Annotated in this window: 14 protein-coding genes; all 14 read left to right on the top strand. The window is 58.2% G+C overall.

Features of this window, described 5'->3' with window-relative positions; all coding sequences use genetic code 11:
- The first annotated feature begins 22 nt into the window (after window positions 1-22).
- The 14 genes from Q4S41_RS08625 (at window position 23) to Q4S41_RS08560 (ending at window position 22,308) form a co-directional block, all read left to right on the top strand.
- Window positions 23-1,882 carry a six-hairpin glycosidase gene (locus Q4S41_RS08625; protein WP_305030707.1) on the top strand — a complete coding sequence of 620 codons (1,860 nt, stop codon included), beginning with the start codon at window positions 23-25 and terminating at the stop codon, window positions 1,880-1,882.
- A 125-nt stretch (window positions 1,883-2,007) separates the two neighbouring features.
- The gene (locus Q4S41_RS08620) at window positions 2,008-4,851 is read left to right on the top strand and encodes a glycoside hydrolase family 2 protein (protein WP_305030706.1); all 2,844 of its coding nucleotides are present in this window, start codon (window positions 2,008-2,010) and stop codon (window positions 4,849-4,851) included.
- Between the two features lie 25 nt (window positions 4,852-4,876).
- The gene (locus tag Q4S41_RS08615; protein WP_305030705.1) at window positions 4,877-5,155 is read left to right on the top strand and encodes a hypothetical protein; all 279 of its coding nucleotides are present in this window, start codon (window positions 4,877-4,879) and stop codon (window positions 5,153-5,155) included.
- The gene (locus Q4S41_RS08610; protein ID WP_305030704.1) at window positions 5,145-5,654 is read left to right on the top strand and encodes a hypothetical protein; all 510 of its coding nucleotides are present in this window, start codon (window positions 5,145-5,147) and stop codon (window positions 5,652-5,654) included. Before Q4S41_RS08615 ends, Q4S41_RS08610 begins: the two co-directional genes overlap by 11 nt.
- Before the next feature lie 73 nt (window positions 5,655-5,727).
- Window positions 5,728-6,885, top strand: a complete 1,158-nt coding sequence (locus tag Q4S41_RS08605; protein ID WP_305030703.1) for an acyltransferase family protein — start codon at window positions 5,728-5,730, stop codon at window positions 6,883-6,885.
- A gap of 246 nt (window positions 6,886-7,131) precedes the next feature.
- Window positions 7,132-8,850, top strand: a complete 1,719-nt coding sequence (locus Q4S41_RS08600; RefSeq protein WP_305030702.1) for a pentapeptide repeat-containing protein — start codon at window positions 7,132-7,134, stop codon at window positions 8,848-8,850.
- A 286-nt stretch (window positions 8,851-9,136) separates the two neighbouring features.
- Window positions 9,137-11,899: an alpha-L-rhamnosidase gene (locus Q4S41_RS08595; protein ID WP_305030701.1), complete on the top strand. Its 2,763-nt coding sequence runs from the start codon at window positions 9,137-9,139 to the stop codon at window positions 11,897-11,899.
- 172 nt (window positions 11,900-12,071) lie between these two features.
- Window positions 12,072-13,295: a glycoside hydrolase family 88/105 protein gene (locus tag Q4S41_RS08590; protein ID WP_305030700.1), complete on the top strand. Its 1,224-nt coding sequence runs from the start codon at window positions 12,072-12,074 to the stop codon at window positions 13,293-13,295.
- Window positions 13,296-13,320: 25 nt separating this feature from the next.
- Window positions 13,321-14,451: a sialidase family protein gene (locus Q4S41_RS08585; protein ID WP_305030699.1), complete on the top strand. Its 1,131-nt coding sequence runs from the start codon at window positions 13,321-13,323 to the stop codon at window positions 14,449-14,451.
- Between the two features lie 173 nt (window positions 14,452-14,624).
- A complete protein-coding gene (locus Q4S41_RS08580; protein ID WP_305030698.1) occupies window positions 14,625-16,022 on the top strand; it encodes an alpha/beta hydrolase family protein in 1,398 nt (465 codons plus the stop codon).
- Between the two features lie 104 nt (window positions 16,023-16,126).
- Entirely contained in the window at window positions 16,127-18,013 is a 1,887-nt protein-coding gene (locus Q4S41_RS08575) for a right-handed parallel beta-helix repeat-containing protein (RefSeq protein WP_305030697.1), read from the top strand.
- Between the two features lie 132 nt (window positions 18,014-18,145).
- Window positions 18,146-20,332, top strand: a complete 2,187-nt coding sequence (locus Q4S41_RS08570; RefSeq protein WP_305030696.1) for an alpha-L-rhamnosidase-related protein — start codon at window positions 18,146-18,148, stop codon at window positions 20,330-20,332.
- Window positions 20,332-21,096, top strand: a complete 765-nt coding sequence (locus Q4S41_RS08565) for an L-rhamnose mutarotase (RefSeq protein WP_305030695.1) — start codon at window positions 20,332-20,334, stop codon at window positions 21,094-21,096. Before Q4S41_RS08570 ends, Q4S41_RS08565 begins: the two co-directional genes overlap by 1 nt.
- A gap of 144 nt (window positions 21,097-21,240) precedes the next feature.
- On the top strand, window positions 21,241-22,308 hold the full coding sequence (locus Q4S41_RS08560; protein ID WP_305030694.1) for a Gfo/Idh/MocA family protein: 1,068 nt from the start codon (window positions 21,241-21,243) through the stop codon (window positions 22,306-22,308).
- Window positions 22,309-22,395: the final 87 nt, after the last annotated feature.

Here is a 22,395-nt window from a genome sequence, read left to right as displayed (position 1 = left end):
GACTCACAGCGTCCGCGCTACGATGCTGGCGGCCTTACTGCCAATCCTCGCCCACGCCCAAACTGCGCCCGAAACCATTCGCTACACCGGCACCACGCTCAGCAACGTGGACTACCACCACGGCCAGCTGCGCCCCGCCATCGGCACGCACTGCCTGCAAGTGCTGCGCGCCAACCGCGAGCACCCCACTGCCGCCAACGGCGAGGGCTGGACCTACAACCACGCCCCCATGCTGGCCTACTGGAACGGGCAGTTCTACTACCAGTACCTCAGCAACCCGGTGGGTGAGCACGTGCCGCCCGGCCGCACCCTGCTGATGACTTCAAAAGACGGCAAGACGTGGACCAACCCCACGGTCATCTTCCCGCCCTACAAAATCCCCGACGGCACCACCAAAGAAGGCCACCCCGGCAAAGTTGCCAAGGACCTTTATGCCGTGATGCACCAGCGCATCGGCTTCTACACCTCGAAGAAAGGCCGCCTGCTGACCCTTGGATACTACGGCATTGTCATCGAACCGCACGACGACCCGAACGACGGGCACGGCATTGGCCGGGTAGTGCGGGAGGTGCTGCCGGGTGGCAAGTTTGGCCCAATTTATTTTCTGCGGAACAACGCCTCCTGGGACAAGTCGAAATCGACCTATCCCTTCTACACCACCAGCAAGGACAAAGGCTTCGTGGCCGCCTGCGAGGAAATCCTGGCCAATCCGCTGATGATGCAGCAGATGGTGGAGGAGCAGGACCGCCAGGACCCGTTGATTCCCATTAAGAAGGATTACAAAGCCTTCAGCTACTACCACTTGCCCGATGGGCAGCGCGTGGTAGGCCTCTGGAAGCACGCCCTCACCACCATCAGCCCCGACGGTGGCAAAACCTGGCCCAATCCGGTCATCCGCGCCCCGCATTTCGTGAACAGCAACGCCAAAATCTGGGGCCAGCGCACCACCGATGGCCGCTACGCCACGGTGTACAACCCGTCGGAATTCCGCTGGCCGCTGGCCATTTCGACCAGCGAGAACGGCCTCGACTACACCAACCTCTGGCTGGTACACGGCGAAATCACGCCCATGCGCTACGGCGGCGCCTACAAAAGCTACGGCCCGCAGTACGTGCGCGGCATCCAGGAAGGCGACGGCGTGCCGCCCGATAAAAACCTCTGGGTGACCTACAGCGTGAACAAGGAGGACCTCTGGATTGCCTCGGTGCCCGTGCCCGTGCGCGCCACCGCCACCGCGCCTGCCAACGACGACTTTGCCCAGCTGCCAGCCGGCCAGGAACTGGCCAACTGGAACACCTACAGCCTGGTACAAGCCCCCGTCGAAATCGGCAAGCTGCCCGATGGCACGAAGGGCCTCGTCTTCAAAGACTCGGATAAATTTGACTATGCCAAGGCCGAGCGCATCATTCCCAATGCCAAAAAAGTGACGGCCGAGTTCTCGGTAATCCCCGCTCAAAACGACAAGGGCGTGCTGCAAATTGAATTTCAGGACGCCAAAGGTTTGCCGGCCGTGCAACTGACTTTTGATGCCGAAGGAAACTTCCGCAACAAGGCCGGTTCGCGTTTCAAGAACATGACGAAGTACATCGCCGGCCAGCAGTACGATGTGAAGGTGGCGCTGGATGCCGATACCCGTTCCTACACCGTGGCCATCAACGGCAAGCCTTCCGGGACTTACATTTTTTACGCCCCGGTGGCGTCGTTCGAGCGCATCATGTTTCGCACCGGTGAGGCCCGCCATTTTCCCACCCCCGACACGCCCGCCGACCAGGATTACGACCTGCCGAACGCCGGCGACTCAGAACCGGAAGCCGTGTTCTATCTGAAGTCCTTGAAAACATCCACGCCTGACGCGGCTGCGAAAGGACTGGGCGCTAACTGAGTCAGTAAAACGATGTAGAGACGCGACACTTCGCGTCTCCTCGGTGAACGGCCCAAGTGCCGCAGTCCAAACCACATCAGCAACGATTGAGACGCGAAGTGTCGCGTTTCTACATATCATACCGCATGCCCTCACGATTATCCAGGATTTCCACACTCGTCGCACTGGTGCTTTTGTTGCTGCCGTTTACGCACGCTCACGCCCAGCGCACCGAAACCCAACTGCTGTCCGGCACGGGCAACGGTAAAACCGTGAAATGGCAGTTCTACTGCACGGCGGGCCGTAATTCAGGTAAGTGGACTACCATTCCGGTGCCAGCAAACTGGGAGCTGCAGGGTTTTGGCAAGTACAACTACGGGCACAACAAAGACACCGCGCGCGGCAAGGAAAGCGGCCTTTACAAGTACCAGTTCAAGGTTCCGGCCAGCTGGCAGGGCAAAGTCGTGAACATCGTGTTCGACGGCGCGATGACGGATACTGAGGTGAAAATCAACGGCCAGTCCGCCGGTGCGACGCATCAGGGCTCGTACTACCGCTTCAAATACGACATCTCAAAGCTGCTGAAATACGGCAAAACCAACCTGCTCGAAGCCAAGGTGAGCAAGCATTCGGCCAACGAATCGGTGAACGACGCCGAGCGGCGCGGCGACTTCTGGATTTTCGGCGGCATCTTCCGGCCGGTATTTCTGGAGGCGCTGCCGGCCGCGCACATCAGCCGCGTGGCGCTGGATGCGCGAGCCGACGGCAGTTTCAAAGCCGACGTGTACGCGGGCGGCGCGGCGGCCGATGAAGTCGTGGGTCAGCTCTACACGCTGGCCGGGCAGAAAGTAGGAAGGGAGTTTAAAGCTGCAGTAGCGGCTGGCGGTGCGCCCACTCGCCTACAAACCACCGTTTCCAATCCCCAACTCTGGACCCCTGAAACGCCCAACCGCTACCGCCTCGCGCTCGCCCTACGCAAAGGCGGCCAGACCGTACACACCCTCAATCAGCGCTTCGGCTTCCGCACCGTGGAGCTGCGCGAGCGCGAGGGTTATTACGTCAACGGCGTGAAAGTCAAGTTTAAGGGCGTAAACCGACACTCGTTCTGGCCCAGCTCGGGCCGCGCCACCAGCAAGGCGCTCAGCATCATGGACGTGAACCTGATGAAAGACATGAACATGAACGCCGTGCGCATGTCGCATTACCCGCCCGACGACCATTTTTTGGAAGCCTGCGACTCGCTCGGCCTCTTCGTGTTTGATGAGCTGGCCGGCTGGCACGCCGCCTACAACACGCCCACCGGCACCAAACTCAGCGAGGAAATGGTGACCAAGGACGAAACTCACCCTAGCATCATCGGCTGGATAAACGGCAACGAGGGCGGCCACAACTTCGACCTCGACCCCGTGCTCGACCGCCTCGACCTGCAAAAACGCCCCGTGGTGCACGCCTGGCAGGTTTTCCGCGGCACCGATACCCAGCACTACATCAACTACGACTACGGCAACGGCACCCACCTGCACGGCCACAACGTGGTGTTCCCCACCGAATTCCTGCACGGCCTCTACGACGGCGGCCACGGCGCGGGCCTCGAAGACTACTGGGAGCAGATGTGGCGCGAGCCCCTCTCGGCCGGCGGCTTCCTCTGGGACTTTTCCGACGCTGCCGTGGTCCGGACCGACAAAGGCGGCATCCTCGACACTGACGGCGACCACGGCCCCGACGGCATCGTGGGCCCGTACCGTGAGAAGGAAGGCAGCTTCTTCACTATCAAAGAAGTATGGAGCCCCGTGTTCTTCGAGCGCCGCGAAATCACGCCCACTTTCGACGGCACCTTCCGCATCCAGAACCGCTTCACCTACACCAACCTGAGCGCCTGCAAATTCACCTGGAAACTGGCGCAATTACCCACGCCCGGCAGTAGCGCCGCGCCCACCACGCGCACCGGTACCATTGTCGCTCCCAGCATCGCGCCCACCGAGTTTGGCCCGCTCAAGCTGAGCTTGCCCGCCGACTGGCAGCAGTCCGACGTGCTCTACGTCACCGCCACCGACCCCACCGGCCGCGAAATCTACACCTGGAGCTGGCCCATTGCCCGCCCCGCGCAGGTAGCCCAGCGCCTGGCCGTTACCACCGGCTCGGGCTCCGCCACCCTCACCGAAACCGACTCGCTCTACACCGCCAGCGCCCACGGCGTCACGCTCACCTTCAGCCGCAAAACCGGCCTGCTGCGCCAAGTGCGCAACGCCAAAGGCCTCATCCCGCTCACCAACGGCCCCGTGCTGGCCGAGGGCGAAGCTGCCTTCGAAGGCCTCACCCAGCACCAGGACGGCGCTAATGTGGTGATTGACGCGAAGTTCGCCAAAGCCAGCCGCTACCAGTCGCTGCAATGGACGGTGTACCCCTCCGGCTGGGTACGTATGACGGCCAAGTACTTCCCCAAAGACTACGATTTCGCCCTCGCCGGCCTCAGTTTCAACTACCCCGAGCAGGAAGTAAAAGGCATCCAGTGGCGCGGCGACGGCCCCTACCGCGTCTGGAAAGACCGGATGAAAGGCACCAATCTCGGCGTCTGGACCAAGGCCTACAACAACACCAGCACCGGCGAGCCCGACGGCACTAAGAGCCCGCTCTACCCCGAATTCAAGGGCTACTACTCCAACTTCTACTGGCTTACGCTCCAAACCACCGGCCAGCCCCTCACCATCCTCTGCGACCAGGAAGACGTGTACCTACGCCTCTTCACGCCACGCTTCGCCGCCAAGCCCTACAACACGGCCCCGGCCTTCCCCAGCGGCAACCTCTCGTTCATGCACGGCATCACGCCCATCGGCACCAAGTCGCAAAAAGCCGAAAACATGGGCCCCATGGGCAAAACCAACATGTACTACGACTACAGCAAAGACCCGTCTTACGCCAAGGAAATCACACTGTACTTCGACTTTTCGGGGGATAATGCACCCGCGCCAAAGAAAGTAGGGAAGCAGTAGGAGAGGACCAGCTTTAGAAGCTTGAGTGTCACAAGCAGCGGGCAGCGAACCAATCTGGTTTGTTGCCCGCTATTATCTTTATCAAGGTTTATCAGCTCAGTCGCAAGAGCTGAGCGTTACTACTACAGTCATGGCAAAGCTGACGCGATACACAAGCTTCGAAGAACTGAAGTCAGATATTCAGCCCAATACCCTCACGGAAGCAGAGCGGGATAGAGTGTATACAGAACTTGAAGAATTCATAAAGCTTTTACAGCAGGATTTAGCTGCCAAGAAGAAAGCGAAACGTTCTAATGGACAATAATAAGCTAATCAGCGCCCTGCTAACGGTTTGTAGCGTCCTTAACAAACATGGTGTTGATTATCTTGTCGTTGGTGGAATTGCGGTTGCGTTGCATGGATATTTCCGGCGGTCAGTTGCTTTAAATGGCGTGATTGCGGATAAGGTCGATTTAGATATCTGGTATAATCCGACCTACGACAACTACTTCAAGATTCTGAAAGCACTGGAGGAACTTGGGCAAAATGTCACGAAGCATAAGGAAGCGCAAACGCCAAATCCTAAAAAGTCCTTTTTCAGGTATGTTTTCGAAGACCTTACGCTTGACCTGCTGCCAGAGCTGAAAGCGCCGTTAAGATTTAACGTATCCTTCGCAAGCCGGGAAAACGCTGCTTTAGGCGAAGTCGATATTCCATTTATCAGCTTTGATGACTTACTGCTTGATAAAGCAGCGAATGGCAGGCCGAAGGATATCATTGACATAGAGCAATTGAAAGCCCGTCGGACTTCTGATGAGGATTAGCGCAGCACGCGAAACGCTTCGCGGCGCTCTGCCTGACTAGCTGTATTTTGCGGCACAAACCCACTCTACCCGCATGCCGCCCGCCCCGCTCCCCACCAAACCCCATTACCCCATCCTCGATGGCCTGCGGGGCGTGGCGGCCCTGATGGTCGTGGCCTTCCACCTGTGCGAGGCCCACGCCACTAGCCACCTCGACCAGGTGATTAACCACGGCTATCTGGCGGTGGATTTCTTCTTTTTGCTGTCGGGGTTCGTGATTGGCTACGCCTACGACGACCGGTGGGGCCGCCTCACGGTGGGCGGTTTCTTTAAGCGGCGGCTGGTGCGGCTGCAACCCATGGTGGTGCTGGGGATGCTGATTGGGGCGGGGTTTTACTACTTCCAGGCGGGTAGCCTGTGGCCCGCTATCGCCACCACGCCCGCCTGGAAAATGCTGCTCGTGCTGCTGCTGGGCTGCCTGATGGTGCCGGTGCCGCCCGCCCTCGACATTCGGGGCTGGCACGAAACCTACCCGCTCAACGGGCCGGGCTGGTCGCTGTTCTTCGAGTACGTAGCCAACGTTTTGTACGCCACGGTCGTGCGCCGCTTCTCCAATGGGGTGCTGGTCCGGCTGGTGGTGCTGGCGGCGGGGGTGCTGCTGCACCTGGCCGTTACCAGCCCCCAGGGCGATGTCATTGGCGGCTGGTCGCTGGAGCCGGAGCAGCTGCACATCGGCTTCGCCCGCATGATGTACCCGTTTTTTGCGGGGCTGCTGCTGTTTCGGCTGGCCCGGCTGCGGAGCATTCCCAATGCCTTTGGGTGGAGCAGCCTGCTGGTGGTGGGGGTGCTGGCCATGCCCCGCATCGGCAGCCCCGCGCACCCGTGGCAAAATGGGCTCTACGATGCGCTCAGCATCCTGCTCGTTTTCCCCGGCATCATCTTCCTGGGGGCCAGCGGGGCGGTGCGCTCGGCCCCGGCCCAACGGCTGTGCCGCTTCCTGGGCGATATTTCGTATCCGATTTACATCACGCACTATCCGCTCATCTACACCTACACGGCCTGGGTCGCGGCGCACAAAGTGTCCTTGCGCGACGGCTGGCCCGTGGCGGCGCTGGTCTTTCTGGCCGCCGTAGCCATTGCCTACGCTTGCTTGAAATGGTACGACGAGCCGGTGCGGGAGTGGTTGAAGAAGAAAGTGTTGGTGGATGGGGGAGAAGCGCAGGCAGCAGAAGTCTCTGCTATAGTAAAGTAGCCCCATTGAAGCGGCAAGAAGCTGCAAACATGAGCTATATAGGGCTGATGCGGCTATGGAAAAGCTTTAGCACCAACATTTAAATTTATGAGGACGTTATAAGTAGTAGATGTACTATATTGCGGATGCAGGATGAATATCTGTGGCTGGTACTTTAGCCGGATAATGACGCAAGCAGTGTTAGAAAAATTTAATGTGTGATAAATTTATAAATCAATTAGAATCGTCGTGATAAACTTGAATATAATGAAATTATTTAAGAGAGATGGACAGAAAGGCAGCTTGCCTGTTCATGATTCAGCGTATTCGGCCCATGGGATAATATTAAACTATCTAAGAAAATTATGGAGAGGCGATGCAATAGATTCATTCTTTGAGTCAAAATCATTAAATAATGATTTGAATTTTAATTCACTGAATTTAGCTGAATTAATTTTTGCCGTTATTAAGGAACGAAACTTGTCAAAAGAAAGAGTTCAAGATTTTTTAAGAATTGGAATTACGGGTGGTGGGGACTCCGATTTAGCAAATTTGATTGAGCGGATTGATATTCTTTCATTAGGAGGATTTGAAGAACCTGAGAGAATAATGCTTCTGAATAGTGGCACTGTAGGTGGACGTCTAGAAATAAAACCCATAAATAATAAATTCGATACTGTGGGCTTTGTGATAAAAATGGTGCGAGCACTTGAATCTACAAAAGAATTGGAAGGTCATGACGCAGTTGATGTTGAATTCGATATTGTAGATGGTGTACAAATAAAACTTGCGAAAAAAAATTGGGGAATTGTTGACGATTCAATAAAAGAAACCCATTTGGCAATACTGTTAAATGGTGTCGATAAATGGAATGAATGGCGAGAAAATAACCCTACTACGTTAGTGGATTTACGCGGTATATCGCTGTTCGAAAGAGGTATTTCTTTTGCAGGAGTAAATTTAAAGTATGCTAATTTAGAAGGAGCGTTATTAGCAAAAGTCGATTTTAGAGGAGCCGACTTTTCTGCTTGCTACCTTAAAGATGTAAATCTAGAAGGTGCTGATTTGAGAGGTGCTAATTTTAGTGGAGCTTATGGGTCGCAAGCTAAATTATCAATTGCAGATATGCGAAAATGTGACTTAAGGCTAAGCAAATTTGACTCTGCGTCATTTTTTTACACGGATTTGGGAGGAAGCAATTTAAGTAAAGCAAAATTTTCATTTTCATTTTTAAATGAAGCGCATCTGAATAATGTAAACGCAAAGCTCTCATCCTTTGATGAATGCAATCTTAAAAATGCGGATTTTTCAGGAGCTATCTTGAACCAAAGTGATTTTAGCGGTGCAATTTTGGTTAATACAAACTTTTCATTGTCGGATATAAGTAATTGCAATGTTTTTGGTGCTTCTGTTTGGAGAGTTAATTTAGATGGTACTATCCAAAATGATTTAATTATAACAGGTGAAGAATCTATGAAACTTACTGTTGATAATTTGAACTTGGCTCAATTTATTTATCTTATGCTTGATAATTCTGAATTAAGAACAATAATTGATTCAATTACTTCTAAAATTATTCTTATTTTGGGGCGATTTACTGAAGAACGCAAAATAATATTAAGTCAAATTAAAAAGGAATTATCAATCAAAAATTATTTGCCAATTATTTTTGATTTTGAATCACCAAACAATAGAGATTTGCTAGAAACTGTTGCAACGATAGCGCATTTGTCTCAATTTATTATTGCAGATTTAACAGACCCCCGTTCTATTCCTCAAGAACTAATGTCAATTGTTCCTGGCTTACCTTCTGTTCCTGTTCAGCCAATAATATTGAAAGGTCAAAAGCCATGGGCATTATTTTCATCGTTGAGACGCTATCCATGGGTGCTTGATGTCTTTGAGTATAATGATGTCAATGACCTCGTTAATTCGATTGATATGAAGGTCATATTGCCTGTGCATAAATATTTGAACACTAAATAGTTGTAATTATTTTATAAATGTATAAAATTTGGTATGGATTCAATTGTCATGTAAGATGACCTTACTACTCTTGAAATATCCTAAATCTCATATCCCATTCCACCATCCTCCCGCCACCTTGCGCAAATCGTGAAGATTCGTGCTAACATCCTAGAATAAAGGGAAGCAAAAAAGTCGGACTTTGGGGTGCCAAATGCGCCCCGCGCAAGCCCTACGGCCCAGGCCTGCCAAGCGGCAGGTTTTCTCGCGCAGCCGGCGCGAGAGCCGGAGGGGGAAGGCCCTGACTATGAACCGAAAACACTTGCTTTTTTTTCTGCTGCTACTGCTGGTGGGGCCGTCATGGGCCCAGGCAGCGGCACCGGCCGCCGTGCAACTGGCGCACCTGCGCTGCGAATTGCTGACCAATCCGGAGGGCATCGACGCCACCGCCCCGCGCCTGAGTTGGGAGCTGAGCAGCGCTGGGCGCGGCCTGGAGCAAACCGCCTACCAGCTGCTAGTGGCCTCGACGCCCGAGAAGCTGGCCGCCGACGAGGGCGACTTGTGGAATTCGGGCAAAGTCGGCGGCGGGCAGTCGGGGCTGGTGGCCTACGGGGGCGCGCCGCTGCGCAGCCGCACCCGCTGCTACTGGAAGGTACGAACGTGGACCAACCAGGGCGAATCGGGGTGGAGCGCGCCGGCCCGCTGGAGCATGGGCCTGCTGAACTACCTCGACTGGAAAGGCCGCTGGATTGGCCTCGACCACGCCTTTGCCTGGGACAAGGAGGAGTCGCACGCGCGGCTGTCGGCGCGGTATTTCCGCAAGGAATTTACCGCCGCCAAGGTGGTGACGCAGGCCACGGCCTCCATCATCGGGCTGGGGCTGTACGAGCTGTACCTGAACGGGCAGCGCGTGGGCGACCAGGTGCTCGCGCCCGGCCCTACCGACTACACCCAGGGCGTGAAGTACAACACCTTCGACGTGACGGCGCTGCTGCGGCCGGGGGCCAACGCCGTGGGCGCGGTGCTCGGCAACGGCCGCTTCTACGCCATGCGGCAAAACTACAAGCCGTACAAAATCAAGACCTTCGGCTACCCCAAGCTGCTGATGCAGCTGGACGTGACCTACGCCGACGGCAGCCACGAGGTCGTCAAAACCGACGAAACCTGGCAGGCCACCGCCGACGGCCCCATCCGCACCAACAACGAGTACGACGGCGAAGAATACGACGCCACCAAGGAAATGTCCGGCTGGGCCACGGCCGGCTTCGATGCCAAAAACTGGCTGAAAACCGAGCTGGTGCAGGAGCCCGGCGGCGCCTACGAGGCCCAGATGAACGAGAACATGAAGGTGATGGAAACCCTGAAGCCGGTGGCCCTCAAGCCCCTGGCCGGCGGCAAGTTCATCCTCGACATGGGCCAGAACCTGGCGGGCTGGTTGCGGCTGCGCGCCACCGGCCGGCGGGGCGACAAAATCACGCTGCGCTTTGCCGAAACCCTGCAAGCCAGCGGCGAGCTGTACGTGGCCAACCTACGCGATGCCCGCGTGACCGACATGTACACGTTGCGCGGCGGCGGGCGCGAAACCTGGGAGCCGACCTTCGTTTTCCACGGCTTCCGGTACGTCGAAATCAGCGGCTACCCCGGCACGCCCACGCTGGCCGATTTCGACGGGCGCGTGGTGTACGACGACATGGCCACGACCGGCGAGTTCGTGACTTCCAACGCCACCATCAACCAGATTTACCGCAACGCCTACTGGGGCATTCGGAGCAACTACAAGGGCATGCCCATCGACTGCCCGCAGCGCAACGAGCGGCAGCCCTGGCTCGGCGACCGCACCACCGGGGCCTACGGCGAGAGCTTCGTGTTTGACAATTCGCGCCTGTACGCCAAGTGGTTAGACGACATCGCGCAGGCCCAAAAAGCCGACGGCAGCATCCCCGACGTGGCCCCCGCCTTCTGGCGCTACTACGGCGACAACGTGACCTGGCCCGGCACCTACCTCACCATCGCCGACATGCTCTACCAGCAGTACGGCGACGCCCAGCCCATCGCCCGGCACTACGACTCGATGCGCCGCTGGCTGGCCTACATGCGCGCCAACTACATGACGGACAACAACATCGTGACCAAGGACAAGTACGGCGACTGGTGCGTGCCGCCCGAATCGGCCAAGCTGATTCACTCGCAAGACCCCGCCCGCAACACCAGCGGCGAGGTCATTGCCACCAGCACCTACTACCACATGCTGATGCTGATGCAGCGCTTCGCCACCGTGCTCGGCAAGCCCGCTGATGCGCAGGAATACGCCGCCCTGGGGGCCAAAATCAAGGACGCGTTCAACCAGAAATTCCTGAACGCCCAGACCGCGCAGTATAGCAACAACACCGTGACGGCCAACCTGCTGCCCCTGGCCTACGGCCTGACGCCGGACGCCGAGCGGGGCAAGGTGTTCCAGAACATCACGCAGAAAATCCTGGTCGAAAACACGGGCCACATCAGCACCGGCGTCATCGGTACCCAGTGGCTCATGCGCGGCCTCACCGCCGAGGGCCGCCCCGACATTGCCTATAAGCTGGCCACCAACCGCGACTACCCGAGCTGGGGCTACATGGCCGCCAACGGCGCCACCACCATCTGGGAGCTCTGGAACGGCAACACCGCCGACCCTGCCATGAACTCCCAAAACCACGTGATGCTGCTCGGCGACCTGCTGATTTGGTACTACGAGGATTTGGCCGGCATCAAGGCCGCCGCGCCAGGCTTTTCGCAGCTAGAAATGAAGCCGGCAATGATTGACGGGCTGACGTCGGTGAAGGCGTCTTACAAATCGGTGCGCGGCGAAATCCGCAGCAGCTGGCAGCGCGAGGCCAAGCGCTTCACCTGGAACATCACGGTGCCGGGCAATGTGAAGGCGCTGGTGTATCTGCCCGCGAAGGATGCCAAGGACGTGACGGAAGGCGGGAAAAAGGCTTCTGACGTGGCTGGAGTTAAGTTTTTGCGGATGGATGGGGATAGGGCAGTATTTGAGGTGGGGTCGGGGGAGTATGCGTTTGTGGCGAAGCAGTAAGAACTGAAAAAGAACGTCATGCAGAGCATTCTGCGCATCAAGCAGAGACGAAGTATCTCGCGTGCTGCACTAACCAATGACGTTGCAACGATTGAATTACTACCCCACGCGAGATGCTTCGTCTCTGCTTGATGCGCAGAATGCTCTGCATGACGATTAAGAATTTTTGTTAATGAATAAAATCTTATTTGTAAAGAAGCTGAAAGCAGCAATCGGGGTGGGCCTGCTACTAGCTGGCCCGCTTACTGCCAACGCTCAAACTCCAACGCCCACCGCCACGCAAATCCCCGCCACCGCCAAGTGGTCGGAGCGCATGGCGCTGTCGGTGCTGAAGCGGAGCCCGTGGCTGCAAGACCCTAACCTAGGTGACTCCTGGGGCTACACCCAGGGACTGCTGATGCATTCGCTGGAAGCTCTTGAGCACCAGAACCACGACCCGCGCCTGCGCACCGCCTTGCAGCAGTACGGCGACAAGATGGTGGACGCTCAGGGCGAGATTCACAACAAAGACTACAAGCCGCTGGACAACAGCCTCGACAATATCAACTCGGGCAAGCTCTTGTTTCAGCTCTACACCGATACCAAGCAGGAGAAGTATAAAATAGCTCTCCAGAAGCTGCACACGGAGCTTCAGCAACAGCCCCAAACCACCGACGGCGGCTACTGGCACAAGAAGAAGTACCCCAGCCAGATGTGGCTCGATGGCGCCTACATGGCCAGCCCATTCGTGGCGCAGTACGCGGCGTTTTTCAAGGAGCCGGCTGGTTTTGATGAGGCGGCCAAGCAGCTGTTGCTGCTCGAAAAGCACCTGCGCGACCCCAAAACCGGCCTGCTCTACCACGGCTGGGACGAGAAGCACGTGCAAGCTTGGGCCAACACCCAAACCGGACAGTCGCCCAACTTTTGGGGCCGCGCCATCGGCTGGTACGGCATGGCCCTGGTCGATGTGCTCGACTACCTGCCCGCCAAGCACCCCGACCGCCCCAAGCTGGTGCAAGTGCTCGACCAATTGGCCGTGGCCATCCAGAAATACCAGGACCCCGCCAGCGGCCTTTGGTACCAGGTGGTGGACAAGGGCGGCCAGCCCGGCAACTACCTGGAAGCGTCGGCCTCATGCATGTTCGTGTACACACTAGCCAAGGGCGTGAACAAGGGCTACCTCAACAAGAAGTACCGCCCGGTGGCTCAAAAAGGCTTCGATGGCATCACGTCCAAGCTTATCAAAACCCAGCCCGACGGCGAGCTCAACCTGCTGCAAGTGTGCGAAGTTGCCGGCCTAGGTCCCGGCACCGAGCGCAACGGCTCCTACGAATACTACGTGGGCGAGCGCATCAAAATCAACGACCTGAAAGGGGTGGGGCCGTTCATCCTGGCCAGCCTCGAACTTAACAAATAGCGGCTCCGGCCATCCAAGTATCGCCATGAGAAACCCCATTTTGCTACTGGCCTTCGGGCTGCTCGCGTACGGCGCATCGGCCCAAACGCAGCCGTGGAAACAGGGCATCGTCACCGACGAATTCATCTTCGAAAAAGCACCCTTCCCCGAGAGCCACGCCGCCACCATCGCCGAGACGCCGAAGGGCCTCGTAGCCGCGTGGTTTGGCGGTACCAAAGAGCGCAACCCGGACGTGGGCATTTGGGTGAGCCGGCAGGAAAACGGCAAGTGGACCGCCCCCGTGGAGGTGGCCAACGGCGTGCAGAGCGAAACCCTGCGTTACCCCACCTGGAACCCAGTGCTGTACCAGGTGCCGGGCGGCGAGTTGCAGCTGTATTATAAAATCGGCCCAAAACCCTCGGAATGGAATGGCTGGGTGCGCACCTCCAAGGACAACGGACTGACATGGTCGGCGGCCCAGGCGCTGCCGGAGGGTTACATCGGGCCGGTGAAAAACAAGCCAGTGCTGCTGAAAAACGGCACGCTGCTGTCGCCCACCAGCACCGAGGGCACGGGAGGATGGCTGGTGCATTTCGAGGCCTCGCCGGATTTTGGCAAGACCTGGACGAAGACCGAGCCCGTGCCCAACGGCACGACCCAAGGCGCGATTCAGCCCAGCATCCTCTTTCACAAGGATGGCCGCCTGCAAGCCCTCTGCCGCAGCCGCGACCGCGCCATTCTGGAAACATGGTCCACGGACCAGGGCAAAACCTGGTCACCGCTGGCGAAAACCACCCTGCCCAACAACAACTCCGGCACCGACGCCGTGACGCTGAAAGACGGCCGCCAACTGCTGGTGTACAACCACGTGTTGCCACCCGGCACCCTCGCCAAAGGCCCCCGCACCCCGCTCAACGTGGCCGTGTCGAAGGATGGCAAAGAGTGGTACGCGGTGGCCATTCTGGAGGACTCGCCCATCAGCCAGTACTCATACCCGTCGGTGATTCAGACTAAGGACGGGCTGGTGCATTTCGTGTACACCTGGCGCCGTCAGCGCATCAAGCATGCCGTGCTCGACCCCAAAAAGATGAAGCTGGTGAAGATTGAAAACGGCGTGTGGCCGGCTATGAAAGGCTACAAAGCGCCGGTGGGTGAGGCGGAGATTACAAAGGATTAACTGCACGATAAACCAGAACGTCAACCAAAAAAGTCCGTCATGCTGAGCGCAGTCGAAGCATCTCTACCTCAATACTAACTCCTGAAGCTAGCAACGAAGCGGTAGAGATGCTTCGACTGCGCTGCGCTCCGCTCAGCATGACCTTTTTTCTGCTTGAACTCACATTCCCACCCATGTCCCGAATCTTCCGCCTGCTCATCGGCTTACTTTTCCTCACTACTGCCGCCCAGGCGCAAAACTCCGACGACCAGTACCGCGAGCCGTTGCAGCAGGTGCTGGAGGAGATTCAGCAGCGCTACGGGGTGAAAATCAGGCCCGACGCGGCCATGGTGAAGGACAAGTACGTGACCTACGCCGAGTGGCGCTTCCGCCCCGACGTGGATGAAACCTTGCGCAGCGTGCTGGCCCCATTCGACTACCAAGCGGCAAAAACCGGCGACAAAACCTACAAGCTCAAAACCTTCCAATACCACCTCAAAACGCCCGACGAAGGCGCCGCCCAGCTGGCGCAACTGGCCAGCCAGTACCACGATGCGGCCACCTGGGAGAAGCGCAAAGCCGAGTTGCGCAGCTGCATGTGGTCGGCGCTGCGGCTGTCGCCCATGCCTGCCAAACCGGCCAGCAAGCCTATTATTACTAACAAACGACAATTCGACGGCTACACTGTGGAGAACGTGGCCATCGAGACGCTGCCGGGCTACTATATGACGGGCTCGCTTTACAAGCCCATCAAGGCCAAGGGTAAAATCCCGGTTGTTATCAGTCCCGACGGGCACTTCGGCGACGGCCGCTACCGGGCCGATGCGCAGTTGCGCTGCGCCACGCTGGCCCGCATGGGCGCGATGGTGTACAGCTACGACCTGTTTGCCTGGGGCGAGTCACTGCTGCAATTCAAGGGTGAAGACCACCGCCGCAGCCTCGCTATGACGGTGCAGGCCCTGAACGGCGAGCGGGCGCTGGACTACCTGCTGTCGCTGAAAGATGCCGACAAAACTCGCGTGGCCATCACCGGCGGCTCGGGCGGCGGCAGCCAAACCATGCTGCTCACGGCCTTGGATGACCGCATCAAGGTGAGCGTGCCGGTGGTGATGCTCTCAACCTATCACAGTGGCGGCTGCCCCTGCGAAAGCGGCCAGCCCGTGCATCTCTGCGGCAACGGCACCAACAACGCCGAAATCGCCGCCATGGCCGCCCCCCGCCCCCAACTCGCCATCACCGACGGCGGCGACTGGACCGCCCAGACGCCCGAAGTCGCCTATCCCTACCTCCAAAAAATCTACGGCTACTACGGCAAAACCGACCTCGTGCAAAACACCCATCTGCCCAAGGAAGGCCACGACTACGGTCCCTCAAAACGCCAGGCCATGTATAAGTTCTTGGCCAAGAACCTAGGGCTGAATTTGGCTGCCGCGGAGGATAAAACCGGCAAGCTGGACGAGTCAAAAGTGACCATCGAGAAGGAGGAAGCGCAGCGCGTTTTCGGGCCGAAAGGGGAGGGGCTGCCAGCTAATGCGCTACACAGCTTCGAGGACTTGCAGACGGTTTTTACTAAGGCAACGGCTGCTCGATAAATGCAAATAGGGTTGTCATGCTGAGCGAAGTCGAAGCATCTCTACCTCAATACTAATCTTAATGATTTTAACGAAGCGGTAGAGATGCTTCGACTTCGCTCAGCATGACACGAACCGTTATTCTAAACCTGTTTACTCTCAGCCTGCTAAGTGCCGCGCCAGCCCACGCCGCCGACATCTGGGTGTCGCCCACCGGCTCTGACCGCAACCCGGGGACCCAGGCCCAGCCGCTGGCCACCCCAAATGCCGCCCTGCGCCAAGCCCGCGACCTGCGCCGCCTGCACGATGCCTCCGTGGCCGATGGCGTGCATATCTGGCTGAAGGGTGGCGAGTACCGACTGACGGAACCGTGGTTTTTTCGCCCCGAAGACGCGGGCACGGCCGCCAGCCCCACGGTGGTATCCGCCGCGCCCGGCGAGCGCCCGGTGCTGAGCGGCGGCGTAGTGGTAACGGGCTGGCACAAAGCAGTTGGCAAAATTGCCGGCTTGCCGGCTGCGGCGCAGGGAAAGGTATGGGTGGCCGCTGCGCCGCTGCTGGCGGGCCGGGCCCTCAACTTTCGCCAGCTGTGGGTGAACGGCCGCAAAACCACCCGCGCCCGCACTCCCAACAACGACAGCCTGCCCCGCCTGCTCACCTGGGACACCGATAAGCGCGAAACCGCTGTGCCAGCCCCCGCCCTAGGTGGCGTGAAACAGCCCGGCCAGCTTGAAATGGTGCTGCACCAAATGTGGGCTGTGAACGTGCTGCGCGTGAAAACCCTAACCGTGCAGGGCGACAAAGTCCGCGTGACGTTTCAAGAGCCCGAAAGCCGCATCCAGTTCGAGCACCCCTGGCCGCGGCCCATCATCAACGGCAAAAACGGCAGTTCCGCCTTTTACCTCACCAATGCCATCGAGCTACTCGACCAGCCCGGCGAATGGTTTTATGACGCGCCACACGGGCAGGTATATTACTGGCCCCGCGCCAGCGAAAACCTGGCCACTGCCCAAGTGGTAGCGCCGGCCCTGGAAACGGTGGTGCGGCTGGCCGGCACCCTCGACCAGCCGGTGAGCTACGTGCAATTCAAAGGCCTGACTTTCGCCTACACTACTTGGCTGCGGCCCTCGGAGCAGGGCCACGTCCCCTTGCAGGCCGGCATGTATTTGCTGGATGGCTACTCGCTGGCTAAACCCGGCACCCCCGACAAAGCCGGCCTCGAAAACCAGGCCTGGATTGGCCGGCCGCCGGCCGGGGTGGAGGTGCAGAACGCGCACCACACTCGCTTCGAGCGCTGCCAGTTCCTGCACATGGGCGCCACGGCGCTGGACTACCAAAGCGGCACTCACGACGACGTAATCAGCGGCTGCACTGTACGCGACGTAGCCGTGAACGGCGTGCAGGTGGGCAAGTTCTCCGACGAAAGTGTGGAAACGCACCTGCCCTACAACCCAAAGGACGAGCGGGAAATCTGCACCAATGAGCTGCTAGAAAACAACTTCGTCACCGACTGCGGCAACGAGGATTGGGGCGCAGTGGGCATCGCCGCGGGCTTCGTGCGGGGCGTCACCATCCGGCACAACGAGGTGGCGCAGGTGCCCTACACCGGCATCAGTCTGGGCTGGGGCTGGACCAAAACGGCCAACGCCATGCGCGACAACCGCGTGCAGGCCAACTACATCCACCACTACGCCCAGCATACCTACGATGTGGCGGGCGTGTACACCCTCTCGGCCCAGCCGGGCACTGTCATCACCGAAAACCGCGTCGATGAAATCGGCCGCGCGCCCTACGTGCACGACCCCGACCATTGGTTTTACCTCTATCTGGACGAGGGCTCGTCCAACATCACGGTGCAGGACAACTGGTGCCCGGCCGAGAAATTCCTGGCCAATGCCAATGGGCCGGGCAACGTGTGGAAGAACAACGGGCCAATGGTGAGCGAGGCCATCAAGCAGGCAGCGGGGTTGGAAGCAGGATATCTGGATTTGCGGAAAATTTCAAACCAAAAATGAACAACTAAAGAACGTCATGCAGAGCGCGGCGAAGCGTTTCGCGTGCTTCGTTGCAAAGGCGTCGATACTGCCCCCCGCGAGATGCTTCGCTGCACTCTGCATGACGAACACTGAACAACATCAACCCACCTGATGATAAAACCATACCTGAAACGAGTTGCGACGGTGTTGCTCTTGCTACTTCTTGCAACCTCCGCCCAAGCCCAAACCGCCACTTCCAAAGCCACCTGGATTTGGTACCCCGGCGACTACGAAATCTGGCTGGGCAACCAAATGCAGAACCGCCGCACCGAGCGCGGCACGTTCTTCCCGGTGTTCTGGCGGATGGACAGCCATTATGTACTCATCGATTTTCACAAGGATTTCGACCTTGCGCAGCCCGAAGAAGTGGAGCTGCGCGCCGAGGGGCAATACAATGTGAAGCTCGACGGCAAGCCGCTGACCGGCGCGCCCACGCGCCTGACGGTACCGGCTGGCAAACACCGGATTAATATCAAAGTCTACAACCAGGCCACGCCGCCGGCCGTGTTCGTGCGCGGCAAAACCATTGCGTCCGATGCCTCGTGGCTAGTAACCTACGAGGACAAAGAATGGATTGACGCTTCGGGCAAAACCTCGGACCAGTCGGGCACCACCTGGCTACAGGCCGGCGCCTGGAATTTTGACATCCCCGAGGCGCGGCCTTCGGCTTTTAAGCTGCCGACGGAGGTGCGCCGGGCGGCCCGCGTGGAGCGCACGGCGCAGGGCCTGGTGGCTGATTTTGGCCGCGAAACGTTCGGCTACATCAAGCTGCACGGGCTGCGCGGCAAGGGCCAGGTGGCGGTGTATTTTGGCGAGTCGAAGGAGGAGGCCTTGGCCACCGAAACCTGCGAAACGCTGGAATACCTGACCGTAGACCAGCCGCAGAAAGGCGACCGGGTGACAATCTTATCGAAGGCGTTTCGCTACGTGAATATTCGGCCGGAGGCGGGCGTGAGCCTCGATTCGGTATCGCTGCTCTACGAGTATGCGCCGGTGGCGGAGCGGGGCAAATTCCGCTGCTCGGATGCGCAGCTGAATAAAATCTGGGACGTGGCGGCTTACACCATGCACCTCAATACGCGGGAGTTTTTTATCGACGGCATCAAGCGCGACCGGTGGGTGTGGTCAGGCGACGCCTACCAGAGCTACCTGATGAACTACTACCTCTACTTCGACACGCCGACCGTCAACCGTACGCAGTTTGCCCTGCGCGGCAAAGACCCTGTGACCAGCCACATCAACACCATCATGGACTACAGTTTTTACTGGTTCATCAGCGTGTACGATGCCTACCAATACACGGGCGACAAGGCCCAGGTGCAGCAGCTCTACCCCCGCATGCAAAGCCTGATGGACTACTGCCTCGGCCGCCGCAACAAGGACGGGCTGATGGAAGGGCTGGCCGGCGACTGGGTGTTCATCGATTGGGCCGACGGCCTGAGCAAGAAGGGCGAAGTGAGCTTCGAACAGTTGCTGCTCTGCCGCAGCCTCGAAAGCATGGCCTTGTGCGCCAAGCTGGTCGATGACCAGGCGGGCGCGCAGAAATACCAGCAGCTGGCCACCGACCTCAAAGCCAAAATCTTCGCCACTTACTGGAACGCCGACAAGGGCGCGCTGGTGCACAGCCGCGTAGGCGGCCAGCCGACTGAGAACGTGACGCGCTACGCCAACATGTTTGCTATCTTCTTCGACTACCTCAGCCCCGAGCAGGAACAGCAGGTGAAAAAATCGGTGCTGCTGAACCCGCAAGTACCCAAAATCACGACGCCCTACATGCGCTTCTACGAACTGGAAGCCCTGTGCGCGATGGGCGAGCAGCCCTACGTGCTCAAGGAAATGAAGTCGTATTGGGGCGGCATGCTGGACCTCGGCGCCACCTCGTTTTGGGAAGAATACGACCCCACCAAAAAGGGCACCGAGCACCTGGCCATGTACGGCCGGCCCTTCGGCAAGAGCCTGTGCCACGCCTGGGGCGCCAGCCCGATTTATCTGCTTGGCAAGTACTACCTCGGCGTGAAACCCCTCACGCCCGGCTACGCTACCTACGAAATCGTGCCCAATCTCGGCGGCCTGCAGTGGATGGAGGGCACCGTGCCCACGCCGCAGGGCGACATCACGGTGCGGTGCGATGCCAGGCAAATCAAGGTGCGCGGCGCGAGTGGCACCGGCACACTGCGTTTCAAAAGCAAGTCGAAACCCAGCAGCAAAAGCGGCAAAATCGTAGCAAAAGGCGGCGGGCAGTATGAGCTGCAGCTGGAAAAAGGGAGCGAGTACGTGGTGACTTATCAGGCCTTGTGATGGAACGACCACTGCGTACCTCCGCGAACCGAAGGAAGGCGCTAAAAACCTCTGCGTTCCTCTGCGGGAACCGTCGCCTGCTCAGCCTGCTTTTGTGGTTACTGCCATTGCTATCCCACGCGCAAGCCGGCGAAAAGATGGCCGTAGTGGAAGTTATTGGCCCCGGCAAAGCGCCAGTTGCAACTGAAAGCTTGCTGAAACTGTGCCGCAAATACCAGGTGCCGACTACGGCTGTGTACCGCTGGCAAAACCACCTTATCGCCTATGGTAAAGCGGCGAACATCCAAGCCTTTCAAAAGAATCTGGCTGCCGTTTACGCAGGTGATGAGGTGAAGTATTATCCCGCGCCGTTCTACAAATTCGACCGCCATTACTGCGCCGATAAAACCACCGCCAACCAGTGGGACAACATCATCCTGACGGCCAACTTAGTCAAAGACCCGAAGCAGCAGCAGGAGTACCTGAACCACCACGCCACGCAGTTTCAAAAGTGGCCGGAAGTGGCGCAGGGCTTCTGCAACGCCAGCTTTCAGCAGCTGCTGGTGTTTCGGCAGGGCCGGCAGCTGATGCTGGTTATCAGCATTCCGCACGGTGCCAGTCTGGATGAGCTGAACCCGAAAACGTCGCTGAATAACCCACGCGTGGACGACTGGAACGCGCTGATGAAGCAGTACCAGACAGGCCTGCCTGGTACCAAGCCGGGCGAAGTCTGGGTGTTTCTGAAGCCGGTGTTGACGAAGCAACAAGTGTCAGTCAAAAGATAGGCTTATTCAAAAAAAACGTCCTGCTGAGCTTGTCGAAGCATCCCTATCGCAGCAGCAATTCAATTGGCTGCAACGAAGCGGTAGAGATGCTTCGGCTGCGCTCAGCAGGACAGGTAGTAATTCAAGACTCCTAATTAACCCCCAATGCTTACTCTCGGAATCCTGGGCCTCGGCGAAGGCCGGAGCACCATGTCGGCCGCCCTGAACAGCCCGAAATGGACGCTCAAAACCATCTGCGACCGCAACGAAGACCTGTGCCGCCATCGCGCCGAGGAATTCAACTTCCCCCACTATACCACCCAGTACCAGGACCTGCTTGATGACCCGGAAATCGACGCTGTGGCCATCTACACGCCCGACCACCTGCACGCCCAGCACGTAGCCCAGGCACTGCGGGCCGGCAAGCACGTCGTCTGCACCAAGCCGTTTATTGACGACCTGGCCAAAGCCAACGAGCTGCTGGAGCTAAGCCGGACTTCGGGCAAAAAGTTGTTCGTAGGCCAAAGCTCGCGGTTTTTTGAGCCCATGAAGCGCCAGCGCGCCGACTACGAAGCCGGCCTCATCGGCGAGCTTATCACCATCGAAGCCTACTATCACGCCGACCACCGCTGGTTTCTGGAAAAAGGCTGGTCCTTGGAAAACGCCTTCAAATGGCTCTACGGCGGCCTCAGCCACCCGGTGGATTTCATTCGCTGGTACCTGCCCAACATTGAGGAGGTGATGGGCTACGGCATGCTGAGCAGCAACGGCGCCAAGGGCGGCCTCAAGCATCAGGATACCATGCACTTCATCTTCAAAAGCACCGACGGCCGCGTGGCCCGCGTGAGCGGCTGCTACACCGGCCCCGTGCAGCCCGTGACGCGCGACTCGGAGATGAGCTGCATTCTGCGCGGCACCGAGGGCGCCAGCCAGGGCGACTACATGGACCTGCGCTACGCCATTACGGACCGCACCGGCGAGGAACGCCTCATCACCTGGGAGCACAAGCTGAAGCACTATTTCCGCTTCGAAGGCAAGAGCCACCACGCCGGCGAATACCAGAACTACCTGGAGTATTTCGCCGATTCCATCGAACAGGATTTTACGGCTTATCCGGACTTGAAGGAAGGCATCGGCACGGTGGCGCTTTTGCAGGCGATGGACCGCTCGCTGAGCACCGGCCAGCCGGTGAAGGTGCGCGACCTTCTGGCCGAGCACGGTGTGTCGCTCTAATCCAAAGGAATTAAGGCCGTCATGCTGAGCGCAGTCGAAGCACCTCTACTGCAATAGTAATCAGATGACTTGCGCGGTAGAGATGCT

The sequence above is a fragment of the Hymenobacter convexus genome (assembly GCF_030580955.1).
Lineage (GTDB): Bacteria > Bacteroidota > Bacteroidia > Cytophagales > Hymenobacteraceae > Hymenobacter.
This window is presented reverse-complemented; position numbering and strand designations above follow the sequence as displayed.

Coding starts and splice junctions, on each gene's coding strand:
- Q4S41_RS08625 (WP_305030707.1), top strand. CDS start 23: ATGCTGGCGGCCTTACTGCCAATCCTCGCCCACGCCCAAACTGCGCCC.
- Q4S41_RS08620 (WP_305030706.1), top strand. CDS start 2,008: ATGCCCTCACGATTATCCAGGATTTCCACACTCGTCGCACTGGTGCTT.
- Q4S41_RS08610 (WP_305030704.1), top strand. CDS start 5,145: ATGGACAATAATAAGCTAATCAGCGCCCTGCTAACGGTTTGTAGCGTC.
- Q4S41_RS08605 (WP_305030703.1), top strand. CDS start 5,728: ATGCCGCCCGCCCCGCTCCCCACCAAACCCCATTACCCCATCCTCGAT.
- Q4S41_RS08600 (WP_305030702.1), top strand. CDS start 7,132: ATGAAATTATTTAAGAGAGATGGACAGAAAGGCAGCTTGCCTGTTCAT.
- Q4S41_RS08595 (WP_305030701.1), top strand. CDS start 9,137: ATGAACCGAAAACACTTGCTTTTTTTTCTGCTGCTACTGCTGGTGGGG.
- Q4S41_RS08590 (WP_305030700.1), top strand. CDS start 12,072: ATGAATAAAATCTTATTTGTAAAGAAGCTGAAAGCAGCAATCGGGGTG.
- Q4S41_RS08585 (WP_305030699.1), top strand. CDS start 13,321: ATGAGAAACCCCATTTTGCTACTGGCCTTCGGGCTGCTCGCGTACGGC.
- Q4S41_RS08580 (WP_305030698.1), top strand. CDS start 14,625: ATGTCCCGAATCTTCCGCCTGCTCATCGGCTTACTTTTCCTCACTACT.
- Q4S41_RS08575 (WP_305030697.1), top strand. CDS start 16,127: ATGACACGAACCGTTATTCTAAACCTGTTTACTCTCAGCCTGCTAAGT.
- Q4S41_RS08570 (WP_305030696.1), top strand. CDS start 18,146: ATGATAAAACCATACCTGAAACGAGTTGCGACGGTGTTGCTCTTGCTA.
- Q4S41_RS08565 (WP_305030695.1), top strand. CDS start 20,332: ATGGAACGACCACTGCGTACCTCCGCGAACCGAAGGAAGGCGCTAAAA.
- Q4S41_RS08560 (WP_305030694.1), top strand. CDS start 21,241: ATGCTTACTCTCGGAATCCTGGGCCTCGGCGAAGGCCGGAGCACCATG.